Below are 19,512 nucleotides of genomic sequence, written 5' to 3' on the forward strand. Positions count from 1 at the left end.
GTCGCGAGGTTGCCGGCCGGCGGCCGGCACTACCGGCGCCACGGCATCGTCGGCCGGCGTACACATCCGGCGTGGGATACTCCGCCGGCTATTGATGGCGAGGGAATGCGATGTTCCGTTGGTTTGAATCCCTGATCCCGGTTTTCCCGCCCGTGGATGGGCGCATGCCACCGCGCAAGGTGCTGCCGTTCTACCTGCACTACCTGCGCCCGGTCTGGCCGGTGCTGCTGGCGACCCTGATTGCCGGTCTGCTGCTGGCGCTGGTGGAAGTGGCCATGTTCGACTACCTGGGCCGCATCGTCGACATGGTCGCCGAGCAGCCCGGTGCCGATTTCTTCAAGCGCCATGCCAATGAACTGGGCTGGATGCTGTTCATCACGGTCATCGCGCGGCCGATCCTGGTGGGCCTGCACAACCTGCTGGTCAACCAGGCGATCGTGCCCGGCCTGAGCAACCGCTCGCGCTGGCTGATGCACAACTACGTGGTTCGGCAGAGCCTGAGCTTCTTCCAGAACGACTTCGCCGGCAGTGTCGCCAACCGGGTTATGCAGACCGGTACCTCGCTGCGCGAGTCGGCGGTGCAGATGGTCGATTCGCTCTGGTATATCGTGGTCTATACCGGCACGGCGCTGTACCTGTTCGCGCAGGCGGACTGGCGGTTGATGGTGCCGCTGGTCCTGTGGCTGCTCGCCTATGCGGTGATCATGGTCTACTTCGTGCCGCGCGCGAAGGAACGGGCCTGGATTGCGTCCGAAGCGCGCTCCAAGGCGATGGGCCGCATCGTCGATGGCTACACCAACATTCCCACGCTGAAGCTGTTCGCCCATGGCGGGCGCGAGCAGGCCTACGTGGCCGAGTCGATCCAGGAACTGGCGGTCAAGCACCGCGCGCAGACCCGGGTGACCACCGGCATGGACCTGACCATCGCCATCGTCAACGGTTTCCTGATTGCCGGTACCTGTGGGCTCGCGCTGTGGCTGTGGAATGGTGGCCATATCACCGTGGGCGCGATCACCCTGGCGACCGGCCTGGTGATCCGCATCCACAACATGTCCGGCTGGATCATGTGGACCATCAACGGCATTTTCGAGGACATCGGCACGGTGCAGGATGGCATCACCACCATCGCCCAGCCGCTGACCGTGCAGGACCGCGGGGACGCGGTGCCGCTGCAGGTGACCCGCGGTGGCGTGCAGTTCCAGGACATCCACTTCCATTACGGCAAGAAGGGCGGCGTGATCGCCGGCCTCGACCTGGTGGTGAAGCCGGGCGAGAAGATCGGCCTGGTCGGTCCTTCCGGTGCCGGCAAGTCGACCCTGGTGAACGTGCTGCTGCGCCTGTACGACCTGGAAAGCGGCCGCATCCTGATCGACGGCCAGGACATCGCCTACGTCACCCAGGAAAGCCTGCGCCAGCAGATCGGCGTGGTCACCCAGGACACTTCGCTGCTGCATCGCTCGATCCGCGACAACCTGCTGTACGGCCGCCCCGATGCGACCGAGGAGCAGCTGCGTGCTGCCGTAGCCAAGGCGCGTGCCGAGGCCTTCATCGATACGCTGGTGGACGGGCAGGGGCGCCGTGGCTACGACGCGCATGTCGGCGAGCGCGGCGTGAAGCTGTCCGGTGGCCAGCGCCAGCGCATCGCCATTGCCCGCGTGCTGCTGAAGGATGCGCCGATCCTGGTGCTGGACGAAGCGACCTCGGCACTGGACTCGGAAGTCGAAGCGGCGATCCAGGACAGCCTGGATGAGCTGATGGGCGGCAAGACGGTGATCGCAATCGCGCACCGGTTGTCGACCATCGCGCGCATGGACCGGCTGGTGGTGATGGACCAGGGCCGCATCGTCGAGACCGGCAGCCATGCCGAACTGATTGCGGCCGGTGGCCTGTACGCGCGCTTGTGGGCGCGACAGACCGGTGGTTTCGTGGCTGCGGAGCAGTGATTGCTTCAAGGCTTTTTGAACGGGGCACGGAGGCGGAGCCCAGGCAACTGCTTCGACGCATCGAGATCTGATGCGGACGTAAAGCGCCACGCTGTGGTGCAATCCGCGCGTTGCTTTCGCACAACTGACGCTAGATGTTCGGCTCGTCTTTCGTCCTCAATTCAGCGGGAGGGAGTGGAAATGAGAATCACGGATTTCCTGGTGATGGACGGTGAGGGTGACCAGATCCCTGCTGATCCGCATGGCCACCATGTGGCTTTCAACTGTTTCGAGTGCGGATATCCGGTCGTGGCTGGCTCATTGGAAAACGAGCGTGGCAGTGATGAGGATTGTCCTGCAGCGTGTCGTGGTTGTGGTGCCGAGTACTTCGTGGATCTGCGGCTGGGCTCAAAGAAAATGTACATCCATCTGCTCTGACCCGGCAGCAGCCCAAGCCGGGGCGAACAAAGAAAGCGGCCCGGGTTTCCCCGGGCCGCTCCGCTTCGTCTCACACCGTCCCGATCACTCGATTGGCTGGTCCAGCATCAGCTGGCGGGCGAAACGCACCGGCGGCGCGCCGTAGGACAGCACCTGGTCGTGGTACGCCTTCAGGTTGAACTTGTCGCCCAGCTTCTCCTGCACCGCCTTGCGGGTGTCGAAGTGTTCCTGCGCACCGACGAAGTAGGTCGGCAGCTGTGCCGACGTCAGCTGCGCGCGCACCCACTTGCCGGCCGCTTCGCTTTCCTGCTGGAACGCGTCGTGGGTCATCAGGTGCATCGCCTTTTCGCGATCCCAGTTGTCCACGTGCACGCCCTGGTCGAGGATCGCGTTGGAGATGGTGCGCAGGTAGAACTTCAGCTGCACCAGGTGGAACAGCGGATCGTTGTTGAGGTAACCCTGCTCCTGCATCATGCGCTCGGTGTAGACCGCCCAGCCTTCGGCGAACAGGCCCGAACGCAGCACCGCACGCAGGGTCGAGGGGAACTTGGCCGAGTGCCAGCCTTCCAGGTAATGGCCCGGAGTACCTTCATGGATGCTGAGCAGGTGGATCATGCGCGAGTTGTACTCACGCAGGAACGAGTCGACCTGCTTCTCGCTCCAGTCGTCCGGAATCGGCGACACGGCGTAGAAGGTCTTCAGGTTCTTGTCCAGCGGGCCCGGCGAATCGCAGTAGGCCACGGCCACGCCACGCTGGAATTCCGGCATCAGGATGATGTCCACCGGCGCATCGGGCAGCGTCATCAGATCGTGCTCGCGCACGAACGCGGTGGACTGCTCCAGCGCGGCCTTGGCATCGTCAACAACCTTGTCGCGTGCCGGCTTGTCGGCGTAGGCCAGTTCCAGCGCGGCCTCGATCGCCTTCTGCTGCTGCTCGTCGGTCGGCTGGGCCGGCATCTCCGGTGCACCCGGCTTGTCCTTCAGCACGGTCTGCGCGATACCGTACATGTCCTCGCGCACGCGCTTGAGTTCGGCGCGCGCACGCTCACCGATCTCCTGGCGAGACAGCGAGGAGCTCAGCGCGAATTTCAGCTTCTGGTCGTACTTCTCCGCACCGATGCGGAAGTCGCCCTTGGCGTTCGGCACCAGGGTCTTGTCCAGCCAGGTCTGCTGCTCGTCCACGGCCTTCTTCAGGCCGTCGATGGCCGCCTGCAGGCGCTGCTGGTCGGCCTGCGGCAGTTCGCCGATGTGCGGGGTGATGAAGGTATCGACGATGCTGAGGATGCCCTTGTTCTGCTTGGCAACGGTCTCGGCATGGATCTTCGGCACGCGGGCCGGATCCAGGTTCTCGCGCGCCTGGGCGAAGATCGCCGGCAGCTTTTCCATGCGCGCGGTGGCCGCCTTCAGGCGCTCCGGCAGCGGTGCGAACTCGCGCGCCATCAGGCCGTAGATCGCGCTGCCGGCGATACCGTTGTACAGCTGCGGGTCCCACTTGCCGGACTGCAGCACTTCAGCGTTCCAGATTTCCGACTGCAGCTGGTTGCGCAGGATCGCCGCGTCCACCTGGTTCTCGCGGCCCAGCTTGGCCACTTCGATCTTGTCCAGCTCGCCCAGCAGCGCCTTGTAGGCGGCCACGGTCTTCTGCTGGCCGGCGGCGCTCAGGTCGTCCAGCTCGCTGTCGTAGCGGTGGTCACCGATCTGGGTGGCGCTGACCGGCGACAGCTGCATCCAGGTGTCCATGGCGCGCTTGGACAGATCGGCGAAGGCGGCATCGACCGCCGCGTCACCTGCCTGCTGGCTGGCGGCCGGGGTGGAAGCGTTGGTCGGGGCGTCGGCCGGCTGGCAACCGGCCAGCGCGGCGACCAGGGCGAGGGCAAGAAGATGCGGGCGCATCGGCATTCCTGTACGGGGTCAAACCCTGAGCATAGGGCCCCGTTGCTGCTTTGTCCCCGTGCCATAGGATTACCATGGGCCGATTCAAGGACCCTCCAAAGGAGCGCAGGACATGGAATACCAGGGAAGCTGCCATTGCGGCAGGATCGCATTCACCGTGCAGGCCGAGGCGCCGATCAGCGACGTCATCGACTGCAACTGTTCGATGTGCCGGCGTCGCGGCAGCCTGCTGTGGTTCGCCCCGCGTGCGGCGTTCCAGCTGGCCACCGATCCGGCTGACGTGGCCACCTACCACTTCAACAAGGCCCACATCGACCACCACCACTGCCGCGAATGCGGTATCGCGCCCTACAGCGAAGCGGTCGATCCGCGTACCGGCACACCGATGGTGGCGGTGAACGTGCGCTGCGTGCCGCAGGTCGATCTGGCGGGCCTTTCGGTGACCTCCTACGACGGAGCGGCACTGTGAGGCCGGTGCGAGCGTGGACGCGCAGGGCGGCGCTGCCGGTACTGCTGCTGGCGCTGGGCGCCTGCGCCAAGCAGGGCGACATGGTGGGGGATGCGGGCGCCACGGCCGCCGAGGCTGCCATCGCGTCGCCGGAAGGCGCATTCCTGGCCTACGAACATGACGTGCAGGTGCAGCTGGAAGCGGCGCAGATAGCACCGCGCATCCAGCAGATCGCTCAGGCCTGCCAGAGCGCGAAGTTCGGCGACTGTGCAGTGTTGCAGGTCGAGCAGCACGGCGGCGAGCAGCCCAGCGGCGAGGTCAAGGTGCGCGTCGCGCCGAAGGGTACCGAGCCGCTGATCGCGATGGCTGGTGAAGGCGGCAAGCTGCAGTCGCGCAATACGCGCGCCGAGGATCTCGCGCAGGCGGTGGCCGACACGGCATTGACCAAGGCGCGGCTTGAGAAGGAGCACGCCCGCCTGCTGTCCTACCAGGACCGCAAGGACCTGAAGATCGAAGACCTGATGGCGATCACCACGCGCCTGTCAGAGATCGAGGCGGGTGTCGAGCAGGCCAACAAGGATGCTGCGCAGCAGCGCCGGCGCATCGATACCCAGCTGGTGGCGATCCACTTCGACACCACCTCTGGCCAGCGCAGCCGCAGCGAGATCGGTGAGGCGCTGAGCGAGTCGGGCGGCATCCTCAGCACCAGCATCGCGTTCCTGATCCGCGCTGCTGCCGCGCTGCTGCCGGTGGCGGTGCTGGCCTTGATCGCGGCCTGGGGTGTGCGGGCAGGGTGGCGTCGCCGCCGTCGCAAGCTACCGCCCAACCCCTGAGGTGAAGGCCGATGCCGGCCGTCAGCCGGCATCAGCCCTCGTCGGTCTCGTACTCGACGAACACATCCAGCTCCAGCGCCAGTTCCTGCACCGCATCGCGCACCTTCTGCGCGGTGCTTTCATTGCCGACTTCCACTTCCAACTCGTGGATGCCCGGGCCGATGTCATCGGACAGCCCGGCCGAACTGGAATCGTCGTCGTCCATATGCGGCATCAGGTCGTCGGTTTCCTCGACATGTTCGATGCCGTCCAGGCCGAGCAGCAGGTCGCTGATGGCGCGGGCGTCGTCTTCGGTTCCGGTGATGCGCAGTCGCAGCATGGCCATGGCATAGGTACGTTGTGGGTTCGCCAGCAGCCTAGCCAGCGTGAGGCAAAGAACGGGTGAGGGCGCAGTCAGGCGTGCGTCGCCGGCCGCCCGAGCAGGCTGTCCGGCAATGCCGGGACCGGCGTGCGCTCGTCCTGCGCCTGTTCCAGCAACCAGTCGATGAACAGGCGCGCGGCCGGGCTCGGCGGTTGCCCTTCTGCGTGCACCACGTGGTAGGCATAGCGTGCCTTCAATGCCGGACCGGGCAGGCGCACCACCTCGTAGCGCTGCAGGTAGGGCTGGACGATGTGGGTGCGCGCCAGCACCGCGCCCATGCCATACACCGCCGCACGCATCGCGTCGGTGCTGTCGGCGAACGTGTGCATCGGCGGCAGGGGCGACGGTGGGCGCACACCGGCGTGGCGGAACCAGTCACGCCAGCCCTGCGGCGACAGGTCGGTCAGCAGCGGCAGGCCGGCGATGCGCGCCGGATCAACCAGTGCTTCGACCCCGGCCAGCGCCGGTGAGGCCACCGGGAACAGGAAGTCATCCATCAGGTGCTGTGCACGCAGGCCCGGCCATTGGCCCAGCCCGTAGCGGATGCCGACTTCCGGTCCGTTGTCGTCGTAGCGATCCAGCCCGCTGCCGGTGTGCAGCTCGATGCGGATGTGTGGATAGGCCTGGGTGAAGCGTGGCAGTCGCGGCAGCAGCCAGCAGTACGAGAGCGAGCGCAGCGTGGTGATCCGCAGCGGCACGCTGTCGGCATCCGGTTGCAGGTGATGGGCCACCGCCGCGACATCGGTGAAGGCGGCGCTGGCGGCGTCGGCCAGCTGCCGACCCTCGGCGGTCAGGCGCACGCCGCGGGCGTGGCGCAGGAACAGGCGAACTTCAAGTACTTCTTCCAGGCGGCGCACGTGGTGACTGACCGCGCTGGCGGTCAGGTGCAGCTCCTGCGCGGCCTGGGCGAAATTCTGGTGGCGTGCGGCGACCGCGAACACGGCCAGTGCGGGGAGCAGGGAAGGACGGAGCAGCATGTCGAGCCTCAAACCATATTTGTGGCTGACAGCGATACTACGCGCTTGTGCGGCGGGCGTCTGCGCCTGATCCTGTCTGCCTTGGCGAGGAACAGACGATGGACGGAGGCAGGACATGAATGCGATCCCACAGGCGGCCGAGCGCGACTGGCGCACGCCGCTGGAATTGACCCTGCTGGGCGCCATCTGGGGCTGCTCGTTCCTGTTCATGCGGGTGGCGGTGCCGTCGTTCGGCCCATTCGCGCTGGTCGAGGTACGGCTGGTGCTGGGCGCGCTGGTGCTGCTGCCGTTCCTGTGGCGCGCTCGCGCGCAGTTCCCGCCGCGCCGCTGGCTGTGGTTGGCACCGATCGGCCTGATCAACTCAGCGCTGCCGTTCGTGCTGTTTGCCTACGCCGCCGAGCAGGCGCCGGCCGCGATCGGTGCGATCTGCAATGCGATGACGGTGCTGTTCGCCGCGCTGATCGCGTTCCTGTTCTTCGGCGAGAAGATCGGCATGCGTCGTGCCGGGGCGCTGCTGGTCGGCTTCGCCGGCGTGGTGGTGCTGGCCACGGCCAAGGTCTCCGGCCTGAGCATCGGCACCGCAGTGCTGGCCGGTGCGGCGGCATCGCTGCTGTACGGCCTGGGCGTGAACCTGGTGAAGCGGCACATGACCGGGTTGCCGTCGGCCGCCGCCGCGGCGGCAACGCTGTCGTGTGCCTCGCTGTGGATGCTGCCGATGGCGGTCAGCCACTGGCCGCAGGCGGCGATTCCGGCCAAGGCCTGGGGCGCGGCGATCGCCCTCGGCGTGGCCTGCACCGGGCTGGCGTTCCTGATGTTCTATCGCCTGATCGGCCGTATCGGCCCGTCGCGTGCGTCGACGGTGACCTACCTGATTCCGCTGTTCGGCGCGGCGTTTGCGTGGTTGTTCCTGGGGGAGGCGGTGACGGTGCAGATGTTGATTGCGGGTGTGTTGATTCTGGGTAGCGTGGCGGTGAGTCAGAAGGGCTGAGACGTTTTTGCACGTGGCACGTGCTGAAGGTGCTTCACTGTTCATGGGCGTTACTTTTCTTTTCGCGCGAAAAGAAAAGTAACCAAAAGAGACGCGCCGCCAGGTCGCGAGCCGCCGCGCTTCGCACGTCGGTCCCCTGCGCTTCTCGGTGAATCAGGGGACGGCGCCGAACTCGCTACGCTCAAACACCGGCGCCTCTTCGCCCCTGATTCCCCTGCGATGCTCGGCTCGCTCAAGGCGGACCCAACATCAAGAGCGACAGCTGCACCCAGTAGATCCACGCCATGCGTGGATGCTGTTGCCGTTGATCTTGACCTTCCAGTCCGCCTTGAGCGAGCCGAGCACCGCAGGTCCGGCGAGGGCGAAGAGGCGCGGGTGTCTGAGCGCAGCGAGTTCCCGCGCCGTCCCTCGACGGGCCGAGGAGCGGAGGGTACCGGTGCGCAGCACCGGCTCGCGACCGGCGGAGCGTTTCTTTTGGTTACTTTTCTTTGCGCACAAAGAAAAGTAACGCCCATGAACAGCGAAGTACCTTCAGCACGCGCAACGCGCAACGTGCAACGCGCAACGCGCAGGAAGCCAGGCTCCTACCGCACCGGCACCGGAATATTGCAGAGGTCGATATGCCCCGCCGGGCGCTTGTAGAAATCATCCACGCGGTTGCGCCGCGCCTCCACCGTATCGGCAAAGGTCTTCGAGTCGGTACGCAGTACCTGGATCGGCGTGCGCTCGGCCGCCGGCACATCGCTGGCGCGGCGGATCGACATGATCGGCGTACGCAGCTTCGGGTCGGTGTAGAAGCCCATCGGCGCCGGTCCGCGCGGCGTTGCGCTGAGCAGCTCCATGCCCTTCAGCACGCGACCAACCAGCGTGATGTTGCGGTCGAGCTGGCGCGGTGACTGCCCGGTCACCACGTACAGTTCGGCGCCGATGCTGCTGTCTTCCTCGTTGCTGCGGCCGGCACCGAGCATGCCGTAGCAGTGCGCCAGCCAGGTCTTGCCGGCCTGCGGGTCCTGGCCGACCGGGAAGCCGTCGACGAATCCGGTCTGCGCGGCCCAGCCATCGCGATCCGGCAGCACGTTGACCTTCAGGCCGGCGCTGGCGCGCTCGAACTCGGCCGGCAGCTTGCGCGCGGCGCTGCCGAACGGCCTGGCCTTGGCTGCGTCATCGGCGTCGGCATCGCCGAACTGCACCACGAAGTTGTCCTGCGAGCGGTAGATGCTGGTGCCGTCCCAGAAGTGCTCGTGGGCGAAGGTCTGGATGTTGGCGACATGGCGGGGGGCGAACTGCGGCGCCAGCTCGATGATCACCCGCCCGGCCGGCAGGTCCATGTACAGCAGGTTGGCCGGGTCGGGGGTGCGCCAGTCGCTGGCGGCCGAAGCGTCCAGGATCTGCTGCGGGCTGCGGTAGGGCGTGGCCGCGCCGGCCATGGCGGGCAGCAGGCAGGCGAGGGCAAGGGCGGTCAGGGCAAGGCGACGACGGTGCGGCATGGGAACCCCGGAACATGAACAAGGCTTCGATTCTGCGCGAGCAATTCGGTCACGCCAACCGGCGGAGTGACTAACGACACATTCGCTATACCGAACTTCGCACTACTGTGGACTTCAACGTAGTGGAGGGCCGGCCATGTCCGAGGACGATGTCCACCTGAAGAAGTTCCAGAAGGAGCTCAGCGCCGGAACGGTGTCGCTGGCCCTGCTGGCGGTGCTGGCCCGGGCCGGGGAGCCGCTGTACGGCTACCTCATTGCCAAGGAGCTGGAGCGGGTGGGCGAGGGCGTGCTGAGCGGCAAGCAGAGCGCGCTGTACCCGGTACTGCGCAACCTGGAGGGCGCCGGCCTGCTGGAAAGCCATGTGGAGCCGTCCAGCAGCGGGCCGCCGCGACGCTACTACCGCATCAATGAACGTGGCCGCGAGGTGCTGGCGCAGTGGCGCCAAGCGTGGCAGGCCACCCGTGATTCCGTCGATTCCGTGTTGGAGGGGGTACCGCAATGAACGACCCGAGCCTGGCAGGCCGTGCCCTGCCCACCACCATTCCGCAGTACCTGGCGCAGCTGCGCGCGGCGCTGGAGGGCGCCGATCCGGCGATGGTGCAGGACGCGCTGTACGACGCCGAGGAATACCTGCGTTCGGAGCTGGCAGCACAGCCCGGCCGCAGCGAGGCCGAGGTGATCGCCGATGTTGCCGGCAGCTATGGCGCGCCGGACGAAGTGGCCGACATCTACCGCGAGACCGAAGTGACGGTGAACCGCGCGCTGCGTACGCCGCGTGCGGATACCGCGCCGGTACTGCGTGCCGCCGCCGAAGCCAGCGGCGTCGAACCGGCTGCGCCGCCGCCGGCGCCAGTGCAACGCTCACTGCTGGCGCGCTTCTTCGGCGTGGTGGCCGATCCGCATACCTATGGCGCGCTGTTCTACATGCTGCTGTCGCTGGCCACCGGCATCTTCTTCTTCACCTGGGTGGTGACCGGCCTGTCGCTCTCGCTCGGCCTGTTGATCCTGATCGTCGGGATTCCGCTGACCGTGCTGTTCTTCGGCTCGGTGCGCGGGCTGGCGCTGCTGGAAGGGCGGCTGGTGGAAGCATTGCTGGGCGAGCGCATGCCGCGCCGTCCGCGCTACACCGACCGTAGCCGCACGTGGCTGCAGCGCATCGGCGACATGTTCACCGATGGCCGTACCTGGCTGACCCTGCTGTACTTCGTGCTGATGCTGCCGTTGGGCGTGGTCTACTTCACCATCGCGGTGACGCTGCTGTCGCTGTCACTGGGGTTCATCTGGGCGCCGGTGGCCGCGCTGTTCAGCGGTGACATTCCGGGTGTCTACGTCGATGGCGTGAACGTGCTGCCGATGGCCGCCTCGCCGCTGGTGGGCATCGTGATCGCAGCCGTGGGCGTGCTGCTGCTGCTGTTGACGATGCACCTGGCACGGGGCATCGGCAAGCTGCACGGGCTGATTGCCAAGAACCTGCTGGTGCGGTTGTAACAGGCCAGGGGTCGGATCCCTGTTCGCAGAACAGGGCTCTGACCCCGGATCCCATCATGCTGGGTCAGAGCTCTTTCCGTTGGAAAGGGATCCGACCCCACCGCGGGGAGTTACCCCGCCTTTCGCCGCAACGGAGTGACGTTGCTCTTCTTCTTCGTGGCCTTTGCCGCCGGTGCCTCGGCATGCGCAGCGAAGAAGTCGCGCACCTTCGGGTACACCACTTCGCGCCAGCGACGGCCGCTGAAGATGCCGTAGTGGCCGGCGCCTTCGACGATGAAATGCTCGCGGCGGTCAGCAGCAATGCCGGTGCACAGCGCCTGCGCTGCTTCGGTCTGGCCGAGGCCGGCGATGTCGTCCAGTTCGCCCTCGATGCTCAGCAGCGCGGTATCGCGGATCGCCGACGGATCGACCTTCTCGCCATTGACCACCCACTCGCCACGCGGCAGCAGGAAGTCCTGGAACACCACGCGGATGGTATCCAGGTAGTACTTGGCCGGCATGTCCAGCACCGCGTTGTACTCGTCGTAGAAGCGACGGTGCGCGTCGGCGTCTTCCAGGTCGCCCTTGACCAGGTCGGTGTAGAAATCCCAGTGCGAACTGAAGTGGCGGCTGGGGTTCATCGACAGGAAGCCGGCGTGCTGCAGGAAGCCCGGATACACGCGGCGGCCGGCGCCGGGATAGCTGGCCGGCACGGTGTGGATGACGTTGTTCTCGAACCACGACAGCGGGTTCTGCGTGGCCAGGTTGTTCACTGCGGTCGGGCTGCAGCGTGCATCGATCGGGCCGCCCATCATCACCAGGGTGCGCGGTGTCGGCTCGCCACGGCTGGCCATCAGCGAAACCGCGGCCAGCACCGGTACCGTCGGCTGGCACACGCTGACCACGTGCAGGCGTTCGACGCCCAGATGGCGGATGAACTCCTGGATGTAGGCGATGTAATCGTCCAGGCCAAACTCGCCTTCGTTGGCCGGCACCATGCGCGCGTCCACCCAGTCGGTGACGTACACACGGTGGTCGCGCAGCAGCGTGCGCACGGTATCGCGCAGCAACGTGGCGTGGTGCCCGGACAGCGGTGCCACGACCAGCACGAACGGCTGGTTGAGCATGGTGTGCAGCTGTTCGGCTTCATTGCTGTGGCGCTTGAAGCGCAGCAGCTTGCAGAACGGCTTGCTCACTTCCTCGTGCACGACGATCGGCACGCGCTCGCCGTCGACCTCGATTTCGTTGATGCCCCACTCGGGCTTCTCGTAATCCTTGCCGATGCGGTGGAACAGCTCATTGACCGCCGCCAGGCGATCGGCGCCGGGCATCTGCGACCACCAGTGGCCCGGGTTGGCGAAGAATCTGGCGTTGGCCTGGGCCTGGTGCACCCAGGGGGCGAGCAGGTTGCGGGTCAGTTCGTGCAGTTGATAGAGCATGACGACCGAATATGTATGGTCATATGTTGCCGCGCAGCATATCCCATCCGGGTGTCCCGCAGGTTAAGTTGGCTGAAAATAATGAATCTGGATTCACATCCGTTCCAGCGCGGCGGCATCGCCTGCCAGGGCGGGGCCGAGCCAGCAGTGCGACCCGACCGGCTGCAGGCCGTGCCGGGCCAGCGTCCGCCGATACCAGCGTGCTGGGCGGGCCTGGAAGCCGTCGTGGTCGCCTTCGAACGCGTCCTCGGCGGCGAAGGTCTCCAGGAAGGCCACACCGCCGGTCAGCTCGGCCACGCCGGACAGGCCGGCGCGCAGCTCGCGGTCGGGCACGTAGTGCATCACGTCCGAACACACCAGCAGGTCGACCGGCGCGCAGGGCCGCAGCCAGGCGAAGTCGCCGAAGCGGGCCAGGTGCAGGTTGCGGGTGCGGCCGTAGCGGCGCACAGCGTACTCGCTGCTGTCGAAGCCCAGGTATTCGACCTTCGGACGCAGCTTCAGCAGCGGCGCACGCCAGGCGCCTTCGCCGCAGCCGATGTCCAGCACACTGCGGATCGGTCGTTCCAGGTAGTACTCGGCACTGGCCACCGCCAGGGCAACCTTGCGCGCCAGGCGGGCGCTGCCGCCGATGTCGGCGCGGCGGTACCAGCGTTGGAAGTAGGCGGCGTCGTAGGTCTTGTCCATGGGGCGGTGCGCGATCGGGGAAAACGGCGCCTATCGTACGGTGTTGCGCCCCCGGGTGTGGCGGACCCGCAGTAGAGCCACGCCATGCGTGGCTGTCCTGATGCGGCGATTGGACGCGGCAGCCACCCAGGAGGTGGCTCTACTGCGACAATGGGCGCCCATCTACGCCAGCCGCCGGAGCGAGCGCATGCAGAGCTACTACTGGGTCAAGACCTTCCACATCGTATTCGTGGTGGCGTGGATGGCCACGGTGTTCTACCTGCCGCGCATCCTGGTCAACCTGGCCGAGACCGCAGGCCAGCCGGCGGTGACCGAGCGCCTGCAGCTGATGGGCCTGCGCCTGTACCGTTTCGGCCACTCGATGTTCGGCCTGGCCTTTGTGCTGGGCCTGGTGCTGTGGCTGGGCTACAAGGTCATCCCGGATTTCCCGACCATGGTCGCGCCGGGCGGCGCTGGCTGGCTGCACGCCAAGCTGGGCCTGGTGGTGGTGCTGCTGGTGTATTTCAGCTGGATCGGCCGTCTGTTGAAGGGCGTGGCCAAGGGCAGGGCGCTGCCGTCGTCGCGCGCGCTGCGCTGGATCAACGAGATCCCGCTGCTGGCGTTCATTCCGATCGTGTGGCTGGTGCTGGCCAAGCCGTTCTGAACGGGGCGCGCAGCGCATCGCACAGATGCATCCACGCATGGCGTGGATCTACTGGGTGCAGCTGTGGCTTTTGATGTTCAGGTCCGCCATGAGCGAGCCGAGCATCGCAGGTGAAACAGGGGCGAAGAGGCGCCGATGTCTGAGCGCAGCGAGTTCGGCGCCGTCCCCTGATTCACCGAGAAGCGCAGGGAACCGGTGCGTGGCACCGGCTCGCGTTCGGCGGCGTGTTCTTTGGTTACTTTCTTGCACGAGCAAGAAAGTAACAAGCCGATGAATCAGGCCGCTTCGTACGTACCGTAACTGCGCAGGCGCGCGTAGCGCTGCTCCAGCAGCTGTTCGGTGGACAGCTTCTCCAGCGCGTCCAGCTCGTTCAGCAGCACGGCCTTCAGGCGCTTGGCCATCTGCGTCGGGTTGCGGTGGGCGCCACCGGTCGGCTCGCGCACGACCTTATCGACCAGGCCCAGGCTCTTCAGGCGCGGGGCGGTCAGGCCCAGTTGTTCGGCCGCTTCCTTGGCCTTGCCCGCGTCCTTCCACAGGATCGAGGCGCAGCCTTCCGGGGTGATGGTCGAGTACACCGCGTATTCCAGCATCACGGTGCGGTCGCCCACGCCCAGCGCCAGCGCGCCGCCGGAGCCGCCTTCACCGATTACGGTGCAGATGATCGGCACCTTCAGCTCGGCCATCTCGATCAGGTTGCGCGCGATGGCCTCGGACTGCCCGCGCGATTCGGCGTCGATACCCGGCCAGGCGCCGGCGGTGTCGATCAGGGTCAGCACCGGCAGGCCGAAGCGCTCGGCCATCTTCATCAGGCGCAGCGCCTTGCGGTAACCCTCCGGCTTGGGCATGCCGAAGTTGCGCTTGATCTTTTCCTTGGTATCGCGGCCCTTCTGGTGGCCGATCACCATTACCGCGCGGCCATTGATGCGGGCCAGGCCGCCCATGATCGCCTTGTCGTCGGCGAAGGCGCGGTCACCGGCCAGCTCCTGGAACTCATCGAACATGACGCGGATGTAGTCGGCGGTATACGGACGCGACGGGTGCCGGGCCAGCTGCAGCACCTGCCACGAGGTCAGGTTGCGGAAGATCTGCGCGGTGCGCATGCGCAGCTTGTCCTGCAGCGCGTGCACTTCCGCCTCGACATTGACCGCCGGCCCGGCACTGGCGTTGCGCAGTTCCTGGATCTTGGCTTCCAGGTCGGCGATGGGTTGCTCGAAGTCGAGGTAGTTCGGATTCATCGGAAGCCGTCGTGTAAAGAAGGGGGCAATTCTAGCCGAATGCGTGCAAACCACCCGTACGCCTTCGTCTGGAAGGCGACGGTAGCGCAGCCGGGCAGGCGGCGCCAGTCAGCTCAGGGCACCACCAGGGCGCTGCGGCCCATCAACTGGCTGCGCCGGGAAACGAAGTCGTTGTAGGCCTCGTTGGCCTCCCGGCCCAGGCCGCTGCCCAGGGCGGCGGTAGCCGAGGTGAAGGCCATCTGCGCGTCGAAGTCCTGCTTGCGCAGGGCCTTCTGTTCATCGGCGGTGGTGGCCTTCAGCCAGCGGGCATAGACCTCGCGCAGCGGCGCGGCGTGCGCCTCGAAGGCGGGGTCGAGTGCCGGCAGGCTGGCCGGGGCCGGTTCCAGGCTGAACGCCGGGGCCACGTAGCCGGCCGGCTGTTCGCGCTTGAATGCACCGGGTTCGCCCATGCCTTCTTCGACGTAGGCGATGAAATCCGGTGCCGTGAACACCTTGGCCACGATCTGGCCGCCGCTGGCGTCGACGTGGGCCACCACCTTTTCCGTCGGGAAGGGTTCGCGCACGCCGTAGGTCCAGGTCTTGTCGATGAACAGTTCGTGGCTCTTCTCGAACGGGCCCTCGAAGTCGACGCCGCCCAGCTCGATGCCGGCCTTGCCGGTGCCGAAGTTCTTCAGCTTGCTCTCGTCGGTGACATAGACCTCGCGAGCGATCACGTACTCGCTCAGGGTCGGGTTGATCAGGCCGCCGCGGCCATCGACGTAGACGATGAAGCGCACATCGCCGAGCGTGTCGGTGTGCAGGCGATGCTCGCCAATGGCCAGCGAGACCGGGCGCGAGCCGTGCGCAGCCACTGGCAGGTCCTGGCCGTCGATGCTCAGCGCCAGCGGCGTGTCGGTCGGATTGTCGATCTGGAACTCGATCTTCGACGGCGAGCAGGCGGCCAGCGCCAGTGCGGCAACGAACGGGAACAGCAGGGTCTTCATCGGCAATCGTCCTTGATGACTGGAACGGGAAAAACAGGAACACGAAGCAGCCAGCCTCAGCTGGCCCACGGCGGGCTGTAGCGCACCTTCAGCGTACGTACGGCCGGGTCGGCGCGCAGCGCCTCCATCAGCTTGGAATCGATGCGCACTGCGCTCTGCCCGGAGACATCCAGCATGCCGGCGACACCGCCGTGCGGGCCCTTCAGCAGCAGGTCCAGGCGCAGCGGCGTGCGCCCCGGGCGATGGCGGTCGAGCAGGGCATTGATGCGCTCCCAGACCGGGCGCTGCTGGCGCAGGTCCAGGCGCAGCGACAGCCGCGTGGCGTAGTTGGCGCACACTTCGTCGAAGTCCCAGCACTGGCGGATGCGCAACGCGAAGCCGCCGTTGAATTCGTCCTCACGCAGGCCACCCTTCACCACCAGGATGCGGTCCTTGGTCATCAGGTGGCCGAACTCGGCCATCGCATCGGAGAACGCGCTGCACTCCACCCGGCCGCGACCGTCCTCCAGCTGGATGAAAATCTGGCTTTCGCCCTTGCGGCGCACGCCGACCACCTGGCCGGCCAGCACGGTCTGCACTTCCGGGCGCCAGCGCTTCTCGCCGCCACCGCCGCCGCTGTTGGCGCTCCAGATTTTCTCCACCGAACCCAGGTCGTTGCCTACCAGATCGCGCACATCGTCGCGCCAGGGATCGAACGGGTGGCCGCTGAGGTAGAAGCCCAGCGTATCGCGCTCGCCGTTGAGGCGCTGCAGCAGCGGCCATTCTTCGGCTTCCGGCAGGTCCAGCTGGATCGAAACGGTGCTCGGATCGGGCCCGCCAAACAGCGAATTCTGCCCGGACGCACGCTCGCGTGCCATCTGGTCGGTGGCCTTGATCACTTCCGGCAGCTGCAGCATCAGCGAGGCACGGTTGCGGCCGAGTTCATCGAGCGCGCCACAGTTGATCATCGCTTCCAGCGTGCGCCGGTTGAGCTTGGCCGAGCCGACGCGGGTGCAGAAGTCCAGCAGATCCTTGAACGGTCCGCCCTTCAGTCGTTCCTCGACCACCGCTTCGCAGGCGCCCTGGCCGACGCCCTTGATCGCGCCCAGACCGTACTGGATCGTGTCCGGCGTGACCGCTTCGAACATGAAGGCCGACTGGTTCACCTTCGGCGGCAGCACGGTCAGGCCGAGGTTGCGCACCTCGTCGAGGAAGCCAACCACCTTGTCGGTGTTGTCCAGGTCCGAAGACAGCGTGGCCGCCATGAACTCTGCCGGGTAATGGCGCTTCAGCCAGGCGGTCTGGTAGCTGACCAGTGCGTATGCAGCGGCGTGCGACTTGTTGAAGCCATAGCCGGCGAACTTCTCCATCAGGTCGAAGATTTCGTCGGCCTTGGGGCCGTCGACGCCGCCCTTGGCTGCACCTTCGCGGAAGATCTCGCGATGCTTGGCCATTTCCGCCGGCACCTTCTTGCCCATCGCGCGTCGCAGCAGGTCAGCGCCGCCCAGCGAGTAGCCGCCGACGATCTGCGCCATCTGCATCACCTGCTCCTGGTACACCATGATGCCGTAGGTGTCCTTCAGGATCGCTTCGGTGCGCGGATCGGGATAGATGATCTCTTCCTGGCCGTGCTTGCGCGCGTTGAAGGAGGGAATCAGATCCATCGGGCCGGGGCGATACAGCGACACCAGCGCGATCAGGTCTTCGAAGCGGTCGGGGCGCGCGTCCTTCAGCAGGCGGCGCATGCCCGAGGACTCGAACTGGAACACCGCGCCGGTGTTGCCGTTGGCGAAGATGTCCTTGTAGGTGGGCGCATCGTCGAGCGGGATCGCGGCAATGTCGACCGGCGGAATGCCCGCGCGTTCGTGACGCTTGTTGATCGCCTTCACTGCCCAGTCGATGATGGTCAGCGTGCGCAGGCCGAGGAAGTCGAACTTCACCAGGCCCACTTCTTCAACGTCGTTCTTGTCGAACTGGGTGACCGGGTTCTTGCCGAGCCCATTTTCGTCGTGTTCGGCGTACAGCGGGCAGAACTCGCTCAGCGGCTCGGGCCCGATCACCACGCCACCGGCGTGCTTGCCGGCGTTGCGGGTCAGGTCTTCCAGCTGCAGCGCCAGATCGATCAGGTCGCGGACATCGTCCTCGGTCTCATAGCGCTGGATCAGTTCGGCCGAGGCCATTTCCGAGCTCGGGCCTTCCTTGCCCTTGCCCAGCGCATCCTTCAGGTGGATGCCCAGGATGTTCGGGATCAGCTTGGAAACACCGTCGACCAGGCCATACGGGAAGCCGAGCACGCGGCCGGAGTCGCGCACCACCGCCTTGGCGGCCATGGTGCCGTAGGTGATGATCTGGCTGACGCGCTCGCGCCCGTACTTGCGGGCGACGTAGTCGATCACCTCGTCGCGGCGGTCCATGCAGAAGTCGATGTCGAAGTCGGGCATCGACACGCGTTCCGGGTTCAGGAATCGCTCGAACAGCAGGTTGTACGGCAGCGGGTCCAGGTCGGTAATCTTCAGCGCCCAGGCCACCAGCGAGCCGGCACCCGAGCCGCGGCCGGGACCGATCGGGATGCCCTGGTTCTTGCCCCACTGGATGAAGTCGGCCACGATCAGGAAGTAGCCGGGGAAGCCCATCTTGATGATGGTGTTGAGCTCGAACTCCAGGCGCTCGAAGTACTCCTCACGGGTCTTGCCCGGCGCCAGCGGATTCTTCTCCAGGCGCTCTTCCAGGCCGTCGCGCGACATCTTCTGGATCCAGGTGTCCAGGGTCTCGTCGTCGGGCACCGGGTAGTTGGGCAGGAAGTAGGTGCCCAGCCGCATCTCGATGTTGCAGCGCTCGGCCAGCGCCAGCGTGTTGTCGATCGCATCGGGGATGTCGGCGAACAGCGCGCACATCTCCTCGGCCGACTTCAGGTACTGCTGGTCGCTGTACTCGCGCGGACGCTTGGGATCGTCCAGCACGCGGCCGGTGGAAATGCACACGCGCGCTTCGTGCGCGCTGAAATCCGACGGCGACAGGAAGCGCACGTCATTGCTGGCGACCACCGGCAGGCCGCGCTGGCCAGCGGCCATCAGCGCGAACTGGTTGAAGGTTTCCTCGCCCTCGCGGCCGGTACGGGTCAGCTCCAGGTGCAGGCCATCGCCGAATACGCGCTGCCAGTCGGCCAGCTGCTGCTCGGCCAGTTCATGCTTGCCGTCCAGTGCCAGGCGCCCGGCCAGGCTCTGCCGGCCGGCCAGCGCGAACAGGTTGGCATTGCCGGCCTTCAGCCAGTCCGGGTGGATGGCCACGCCGCCTTCCGGGCGATGGCCTTCCATCCAGGCGCGGGTCAGCAGCCGCGACAGGCTCAGGTAGCCCTCGCGGTCGCGGCACAGCAGGGTCATCCGCCACGGGTCCTGGCCTTCCTCTGCGATCAGCACGTCGGCACCGGCGATCGGCTTGATGCCGACGCCTTCGGCGGCCTTGTAGAACTTGACCAGGGCGAACAGGTTGTTGAGATCGGTCACCGCCAGCGCGGGCAGGCCGAGCTCCACCGAGCGCGACAGCAGGTTGGCCTGCTTGGCCTTCTTCGGGTCCGCCTGGTCCGGCTTGGCCGGCACACGGATGGTGGAGTCCGCCAGCGAGAACTCGGTGTGGACGTGGAGATGTACGAAGCGGGAGTTGGACATGCCGGACCAGGTTGGAGCGCGCGGGCCCCGGGTGCTGACGGAGGTTCGTCGCCGGGGTCGGGAAGCGCTG

The 19,512-nt window shown here is 66.5% G+C and carries 17 protein-coding genes; 8 read left to right on the forward strand and 9 right to left on the reverse strand.

Annotated features, from left to right (window positions below):
* The first annotated feature begins 110 nt into the window (after positions 1-110).
* Together smrA and ACUDTM_RS18810 are read left to right on the forward strand one after the other, a co-directional pair.
* Positions 111-1,943, forward strand: a complete 1,833-nt coding sequence (gene smrA, locus ACUDTM_RS18805) for a multidrug efflux ABC transporter SmrA (RefSeq protein WP_088496927.1) — start codon at positions 111-113, stop codon at positions 1,941-1,943.
* Positions 1,944-2,123: 180 nt separating this feature from the next.
* Positions 2,124-2,360, forward strand: a complete 237-nt coding sequence (locus ACUDTM_RS18810; RefSeq protein WP_088496928.1) for a hypothetical protein — start codon at positions 2,124-2,126, stop codon at positions 2,358-2,360.
* An 84-nt stretch (positions 2,361-2,444) separates the two neighbouring features.
* On the opposite strand, the gene ACUDTM_RS18815 is transcribed toward ACUDTM_RS18810, so the two are convergent.
* Positions 2,445-4,253, reverse strand: coding sequence for a DUF885 domain-containing protein (locus ACUDTM_RS18815; RefSeq protein WP_072166826.1), 1,809 nt, complete (start codon positions 4,251-4,253; stop codon positions 2,445-2,447).
* Between the two features lie 112 nt (positions 4,254-4,365).
* Here ACUDTM_RS18815 and ACUDTM_RS18820 point away from each other — a divergent pair, with 112 nt between their 5' ends.
* Both ACUDTM_RS18820 and ACUDTM_RS18825 read left to right on the forward strand, forming a co-directional pair.
* Positions 4,366-4,722: a GFA family protein gene (locus ACUDTM_RS18820; protein WP_072166825.1), complete on the forward strand. Its 357-nt coding sequence runs from the start codon at positions 4,366-4,368 to the stop codon at positions 4,720-4,722.
* On the forward strand, positions 4,719-5,534 hold the full coding sequence (locus tag ACUDTM_RS18825) for a DUF4349 domain-containing protein (RefSeq protein WP_188241147.1): 816 nt from the start codon (positions 4,719-4,721) through the stop codon (positions 5,532-5,534). The genes ACUDTM_RS18820 and ACUDTM_RS18825 overlap by 4 nt, the downstream gene beginning before the upstream one ends.
* 31 nt (positions 5,535-5,565) lie before the next feature.
* Here the strand turns inward: ACUDTM_RS18825 and ACUDTM_RS18830 are convergent, their stop codons facing one another.
* Together ACUDTM_RS18830 and ACUDTM_RS18835 are read right to left on the reverse strand one after the other, a co-directional pair.
* The gene (locus ACUDTM_RS18830) at positions 5,566-5,859 is read right to left on the reverse strand and encodes a hypothetical protein (RefSeq protein WP_005415831.1); all 294 of its coding nucleotides are present in this window, start codon (positions 5,857-5,859) and stop codon (positions 5,566-5,568) included.
* 68 nt (positions 5,860-5,927) lie between these two features.
* Entirely contained in the window at positions 5,928-6,872 is a 945-nt protein-coding gene (locus ACUDTM_RS18835) for a LysR substrate-binding domain-containing protein (protein WP_353080179.1), read from the reverse strand.
* 115 nt (positions 6,873-6,987) lie between these two features.
* Between ACUDTM_RS18835 and ACUDTM_RS18840 the strand changes: the two genes are divergently transcribed.
* The gene (locus tag ACUDTM_RS18840; protein ID WP_353080180.1) at positions 6,988-7,860 is read left to right on the forward strand and encodes a DMT family transporter; all 873 of its coding nucleotides are present in this window, start codon (positions 6,988-6,990) and stop codon (positions 7,858-7,860) included.
* A gap of 584 nt (positions 7,861-8,444) precedes the next feature.
* On the opposite strand, the gene ACUDTM_RS18845 is transcribed toward ACUDTM_RS18840, so the two are convergent.
* Positions 8,445-9,347 carry a peptidylprolyl isomerase gene (locus ACUDTM_RS18845; protein ID WP_353080181.1) on the reverse strand — a complete coding sequence of 301 codons (903 nt, stop codon included), beginning with the start codon at positions 9,345-9,347 and terminating at the stop codon, positions 8,445-8,447.
* Between the two features lie 136 nt (positions 9,348-9,483).
* On the opposite strand from ACUDTM_RS18845, the gene ACUDTM_RS18850 reads away from it, so the two are divergent.
* Positions 9,484-9,849 (forward strand): PadR family transcriptional regulator, encoded by a 366-nt coding sequence (locus tag ACUDTM_RS18850; protein ID WP_004150914.1) that lies wholly within the window; start codon positions 9,484-9,486, stop codon positions 9,847-9,849.
* Complete coding sequence (locus tag ACUDTM_RS18855; protein ID WP_061480675.1) at positions 9,846-10,835, forward strand: sensor domain-containing protein; 990 nt, start codon at positions 9,846-9,848, stop codon at positions 10,833-10,835. The genes ACUDTM_RS18850 and ACUDTM_RS18855 overlap by 4 nt, the downstream gene beginning before the upstream one ends.
* A 110-nt stretch (positions 10,836-10,945) precedes the next feature.
* Here ACUDTM_RS18855 and ACUDTM_RS18860 read toward each other — a convergent pair whose 3' ends face one another.
* Positions 10,946-12,253: a polyhydroxyalkanoate depolymerase gene (locus tag ACUDTM_RS18860; protein WP_061480170.1), complete on the reverse strand. Its 1,308-nt coding sequence runs from the start codon at positions 12,251-12,253 to the stop codon at positions 10,946-10,948.
* Positions 12,254-12,346: 93 nt separating this feature from the next.
* Positions 12,347-12,937, reverse strand: a complete 591-nt coding sequence (locus tag ACUDTM_RS18865) for a class I SAM-dependent DNA methyltransferase (protein WP_072166818.1) — start codon at positions 12,935-12,937, stop codon at positions 12,347-12,349.
* Between the two features lie 187 nt (positions 12,938-13,124).
* Between ACUDTM_RS18865 and ACUDTM_RS18870 the strand changes: the two genes are divergently transcribed.
* Positions 13,125-13,580: a CopD family protein gene (locus ACUDTM_RS18870; protein WP_053497082.1), complete on the forward strand. Its 456-nt coding sequence runs from the start codon at positions 13,125-13,127 to the stop codon at positions 13,578-13,580.
* Positions 13,581-13,855: 275 nt separating this feature from the next.
* On the opposite strand, the gene ACUDTM_RS18875 is transcribed toward ACUDTM_RS18870, so the two are convergent.
* From ACUDTM_RS18875 to dnaE, 3 genes are all read right to left on the reverse strand, one after another.
* Positions 13,856-14,815: an acetyl-CoA carboxylase carboxyltransferase subunit alpha gene (locus tag ACUDTM_RS18875; protein WP_072166817.1), complete on the reverse strand. Its 960-nt coding sequence runs from the start codon at positions 14,813-14,815 to the stop codon at positions 13,856-13,858.
* A gap of 113 nt (positions 14,816-14,928) precedes the next feature.
* Positions 14,929-15,798 carry a hypothetical protein gene (locus ACUDTM_RS18880; protein WP_088496935.1) on the reverse strand — a complete coding sequence of 290 codons (870 nt, stop codon included), beginning with the start codon at positions 15,796-15,798 and terminating at the stop codon, positions 14,929-14,931.
* A gap of 56 nt (positions 15,799-15,854) precedes the next feature.
* Positions 15,855-19,442 carry a DNA polymerase III subunit alpha gene (gene dnaE / locus ACUDTM_RS18885; RefSeq protein ID WP_072166815.1) on the reverse strand — a complete coding sequence of 1,196 codons (3,588 nt, stop codon included), beginning with the start codon at positions 19,440-19,442 and terminating at the stop codon, positions 15,855-15,857.
* Between the last annotated feature and the right edge of the window lie 70 nt (positions 19,443-19,512).

The organism is Stenotrophomonas maltophilia group sp. vghtpe118 (assembly GCF_052605195.1).

Bases quoted from the DNA above. Each gene is read 5' to 3' on its own strand.
- ACUDTM_RS18880 (WP_088496935.1), bottom strand. From the start codon at position 15,798: ATGAAGACCCTGCTGTTCCCGTTCGTTGCCGCACTGGCGCTGGCCGCC.
- ACUDTM_RS18855 (WP_061480675.1), top strand. From the start codon at position 9,846: ATGAACGACCCGAGCCTGGCAGGCCGTGCCCTGCCCACCACCATTCCG.
- ACUDTM_RS18830 (WP_005415831.1), bottom strand. From the start codon at position 5,859: ATGGCCATGCTGCGACTGCGCATCACCGGAACCGAAGACGACGCCCGC.
- ACUDTM_RS18860 (WP_061480170.1), bottom strand. From the start codon at position 12,253: ATGCTCTATCAACTGCACGAACTGACCCGCAACCTGCTCGCCCCCTGG.
- ACUDTM_RS18840 (WP_353080180.1), top strand. From the start codon at position 6,988: ATGAATGCGATCCCACAGGCGGCCGAGCGCGACTGGCGCACGCCGCTG.
- ACUDTM_RS18810 (WP_088496928.1), top strand. From the start codon at position 2,124: ATGAGAATCACGGATTTCCTGGTGATGGACGGTGAGGGTGACCAGATC.
- ACUDTM_RS18835 (WP_353080179.1), bottom strand. From the start codon at position 6,872: ATGCTGCTCCGTCCTTCCCTGCTCCCCGCACTGGCCGTGTTCGCGGTC.
- ACUDTM_RS18870 (WP_053497082.1), top strand. From the start codon at position 13,125: ATGCAGAGCTACTACTGGGTCAAGACCTTCCACATCGTATTCGTGGTG.
- ACUDTM_RS18845 (WP_353080181.1), bottom strand. From the start codon at position 9,347: ATGCCGCACCGTCGTCGCCTTGCCCTGACCGCCCTTGCCCTCGCCTGC.
- smrA (WP_088496927.1), top strand. From the start codon at position 111: ATGTTCCGTTGGTTTGAATCCCTGATCCCGGTTTTCCCGCCCGTGGAT.
- ACUDTM_RS18865 (WP_072166818.1), bottom strand. From the start codon at position 12,937: ATGGACAAGACCTACGACGCCGCCTACTTCCAACGCTGGTACCGCCGC.
- ACUDTM_RS18850 (WP_004150914.1), top strand. From the start codon at position 9,484: ATGTCCGAGGACGATGTCCACCTGAAGAAGTTCCAGAAGGAGCTCAGC.
- ACUDTM_RS18815 (WP_072166826.1), bottom strand. From the start codon at position 4,253: ATGCGCCCGCATCTTCTTGCCCTCGCCCTGGTCGCCGCGCTGGCCGGT.
- dnaE (WP_072166815.1), bottom strand. From the start codon at position 19,442: ATGTCCAACTCCCGCTTCGTACATCTCCACGTCCACACCGAGTTCTCG.
- ACUDTM_RS18820 (WP_072166825.1), top strand. From the start codon at position 4,366: ATGGAATACCAGGGAAGCTGCCATTGCGGCAGGATCGCATTCACCGTG.
- ACUDTM_RS18875 (WP_072166817.1), bottom strand. From the start codon at position 14,815: ATGAATCCGAACTACCTCGACTTCGAGCAACCCATCGCCGACCTGGAA.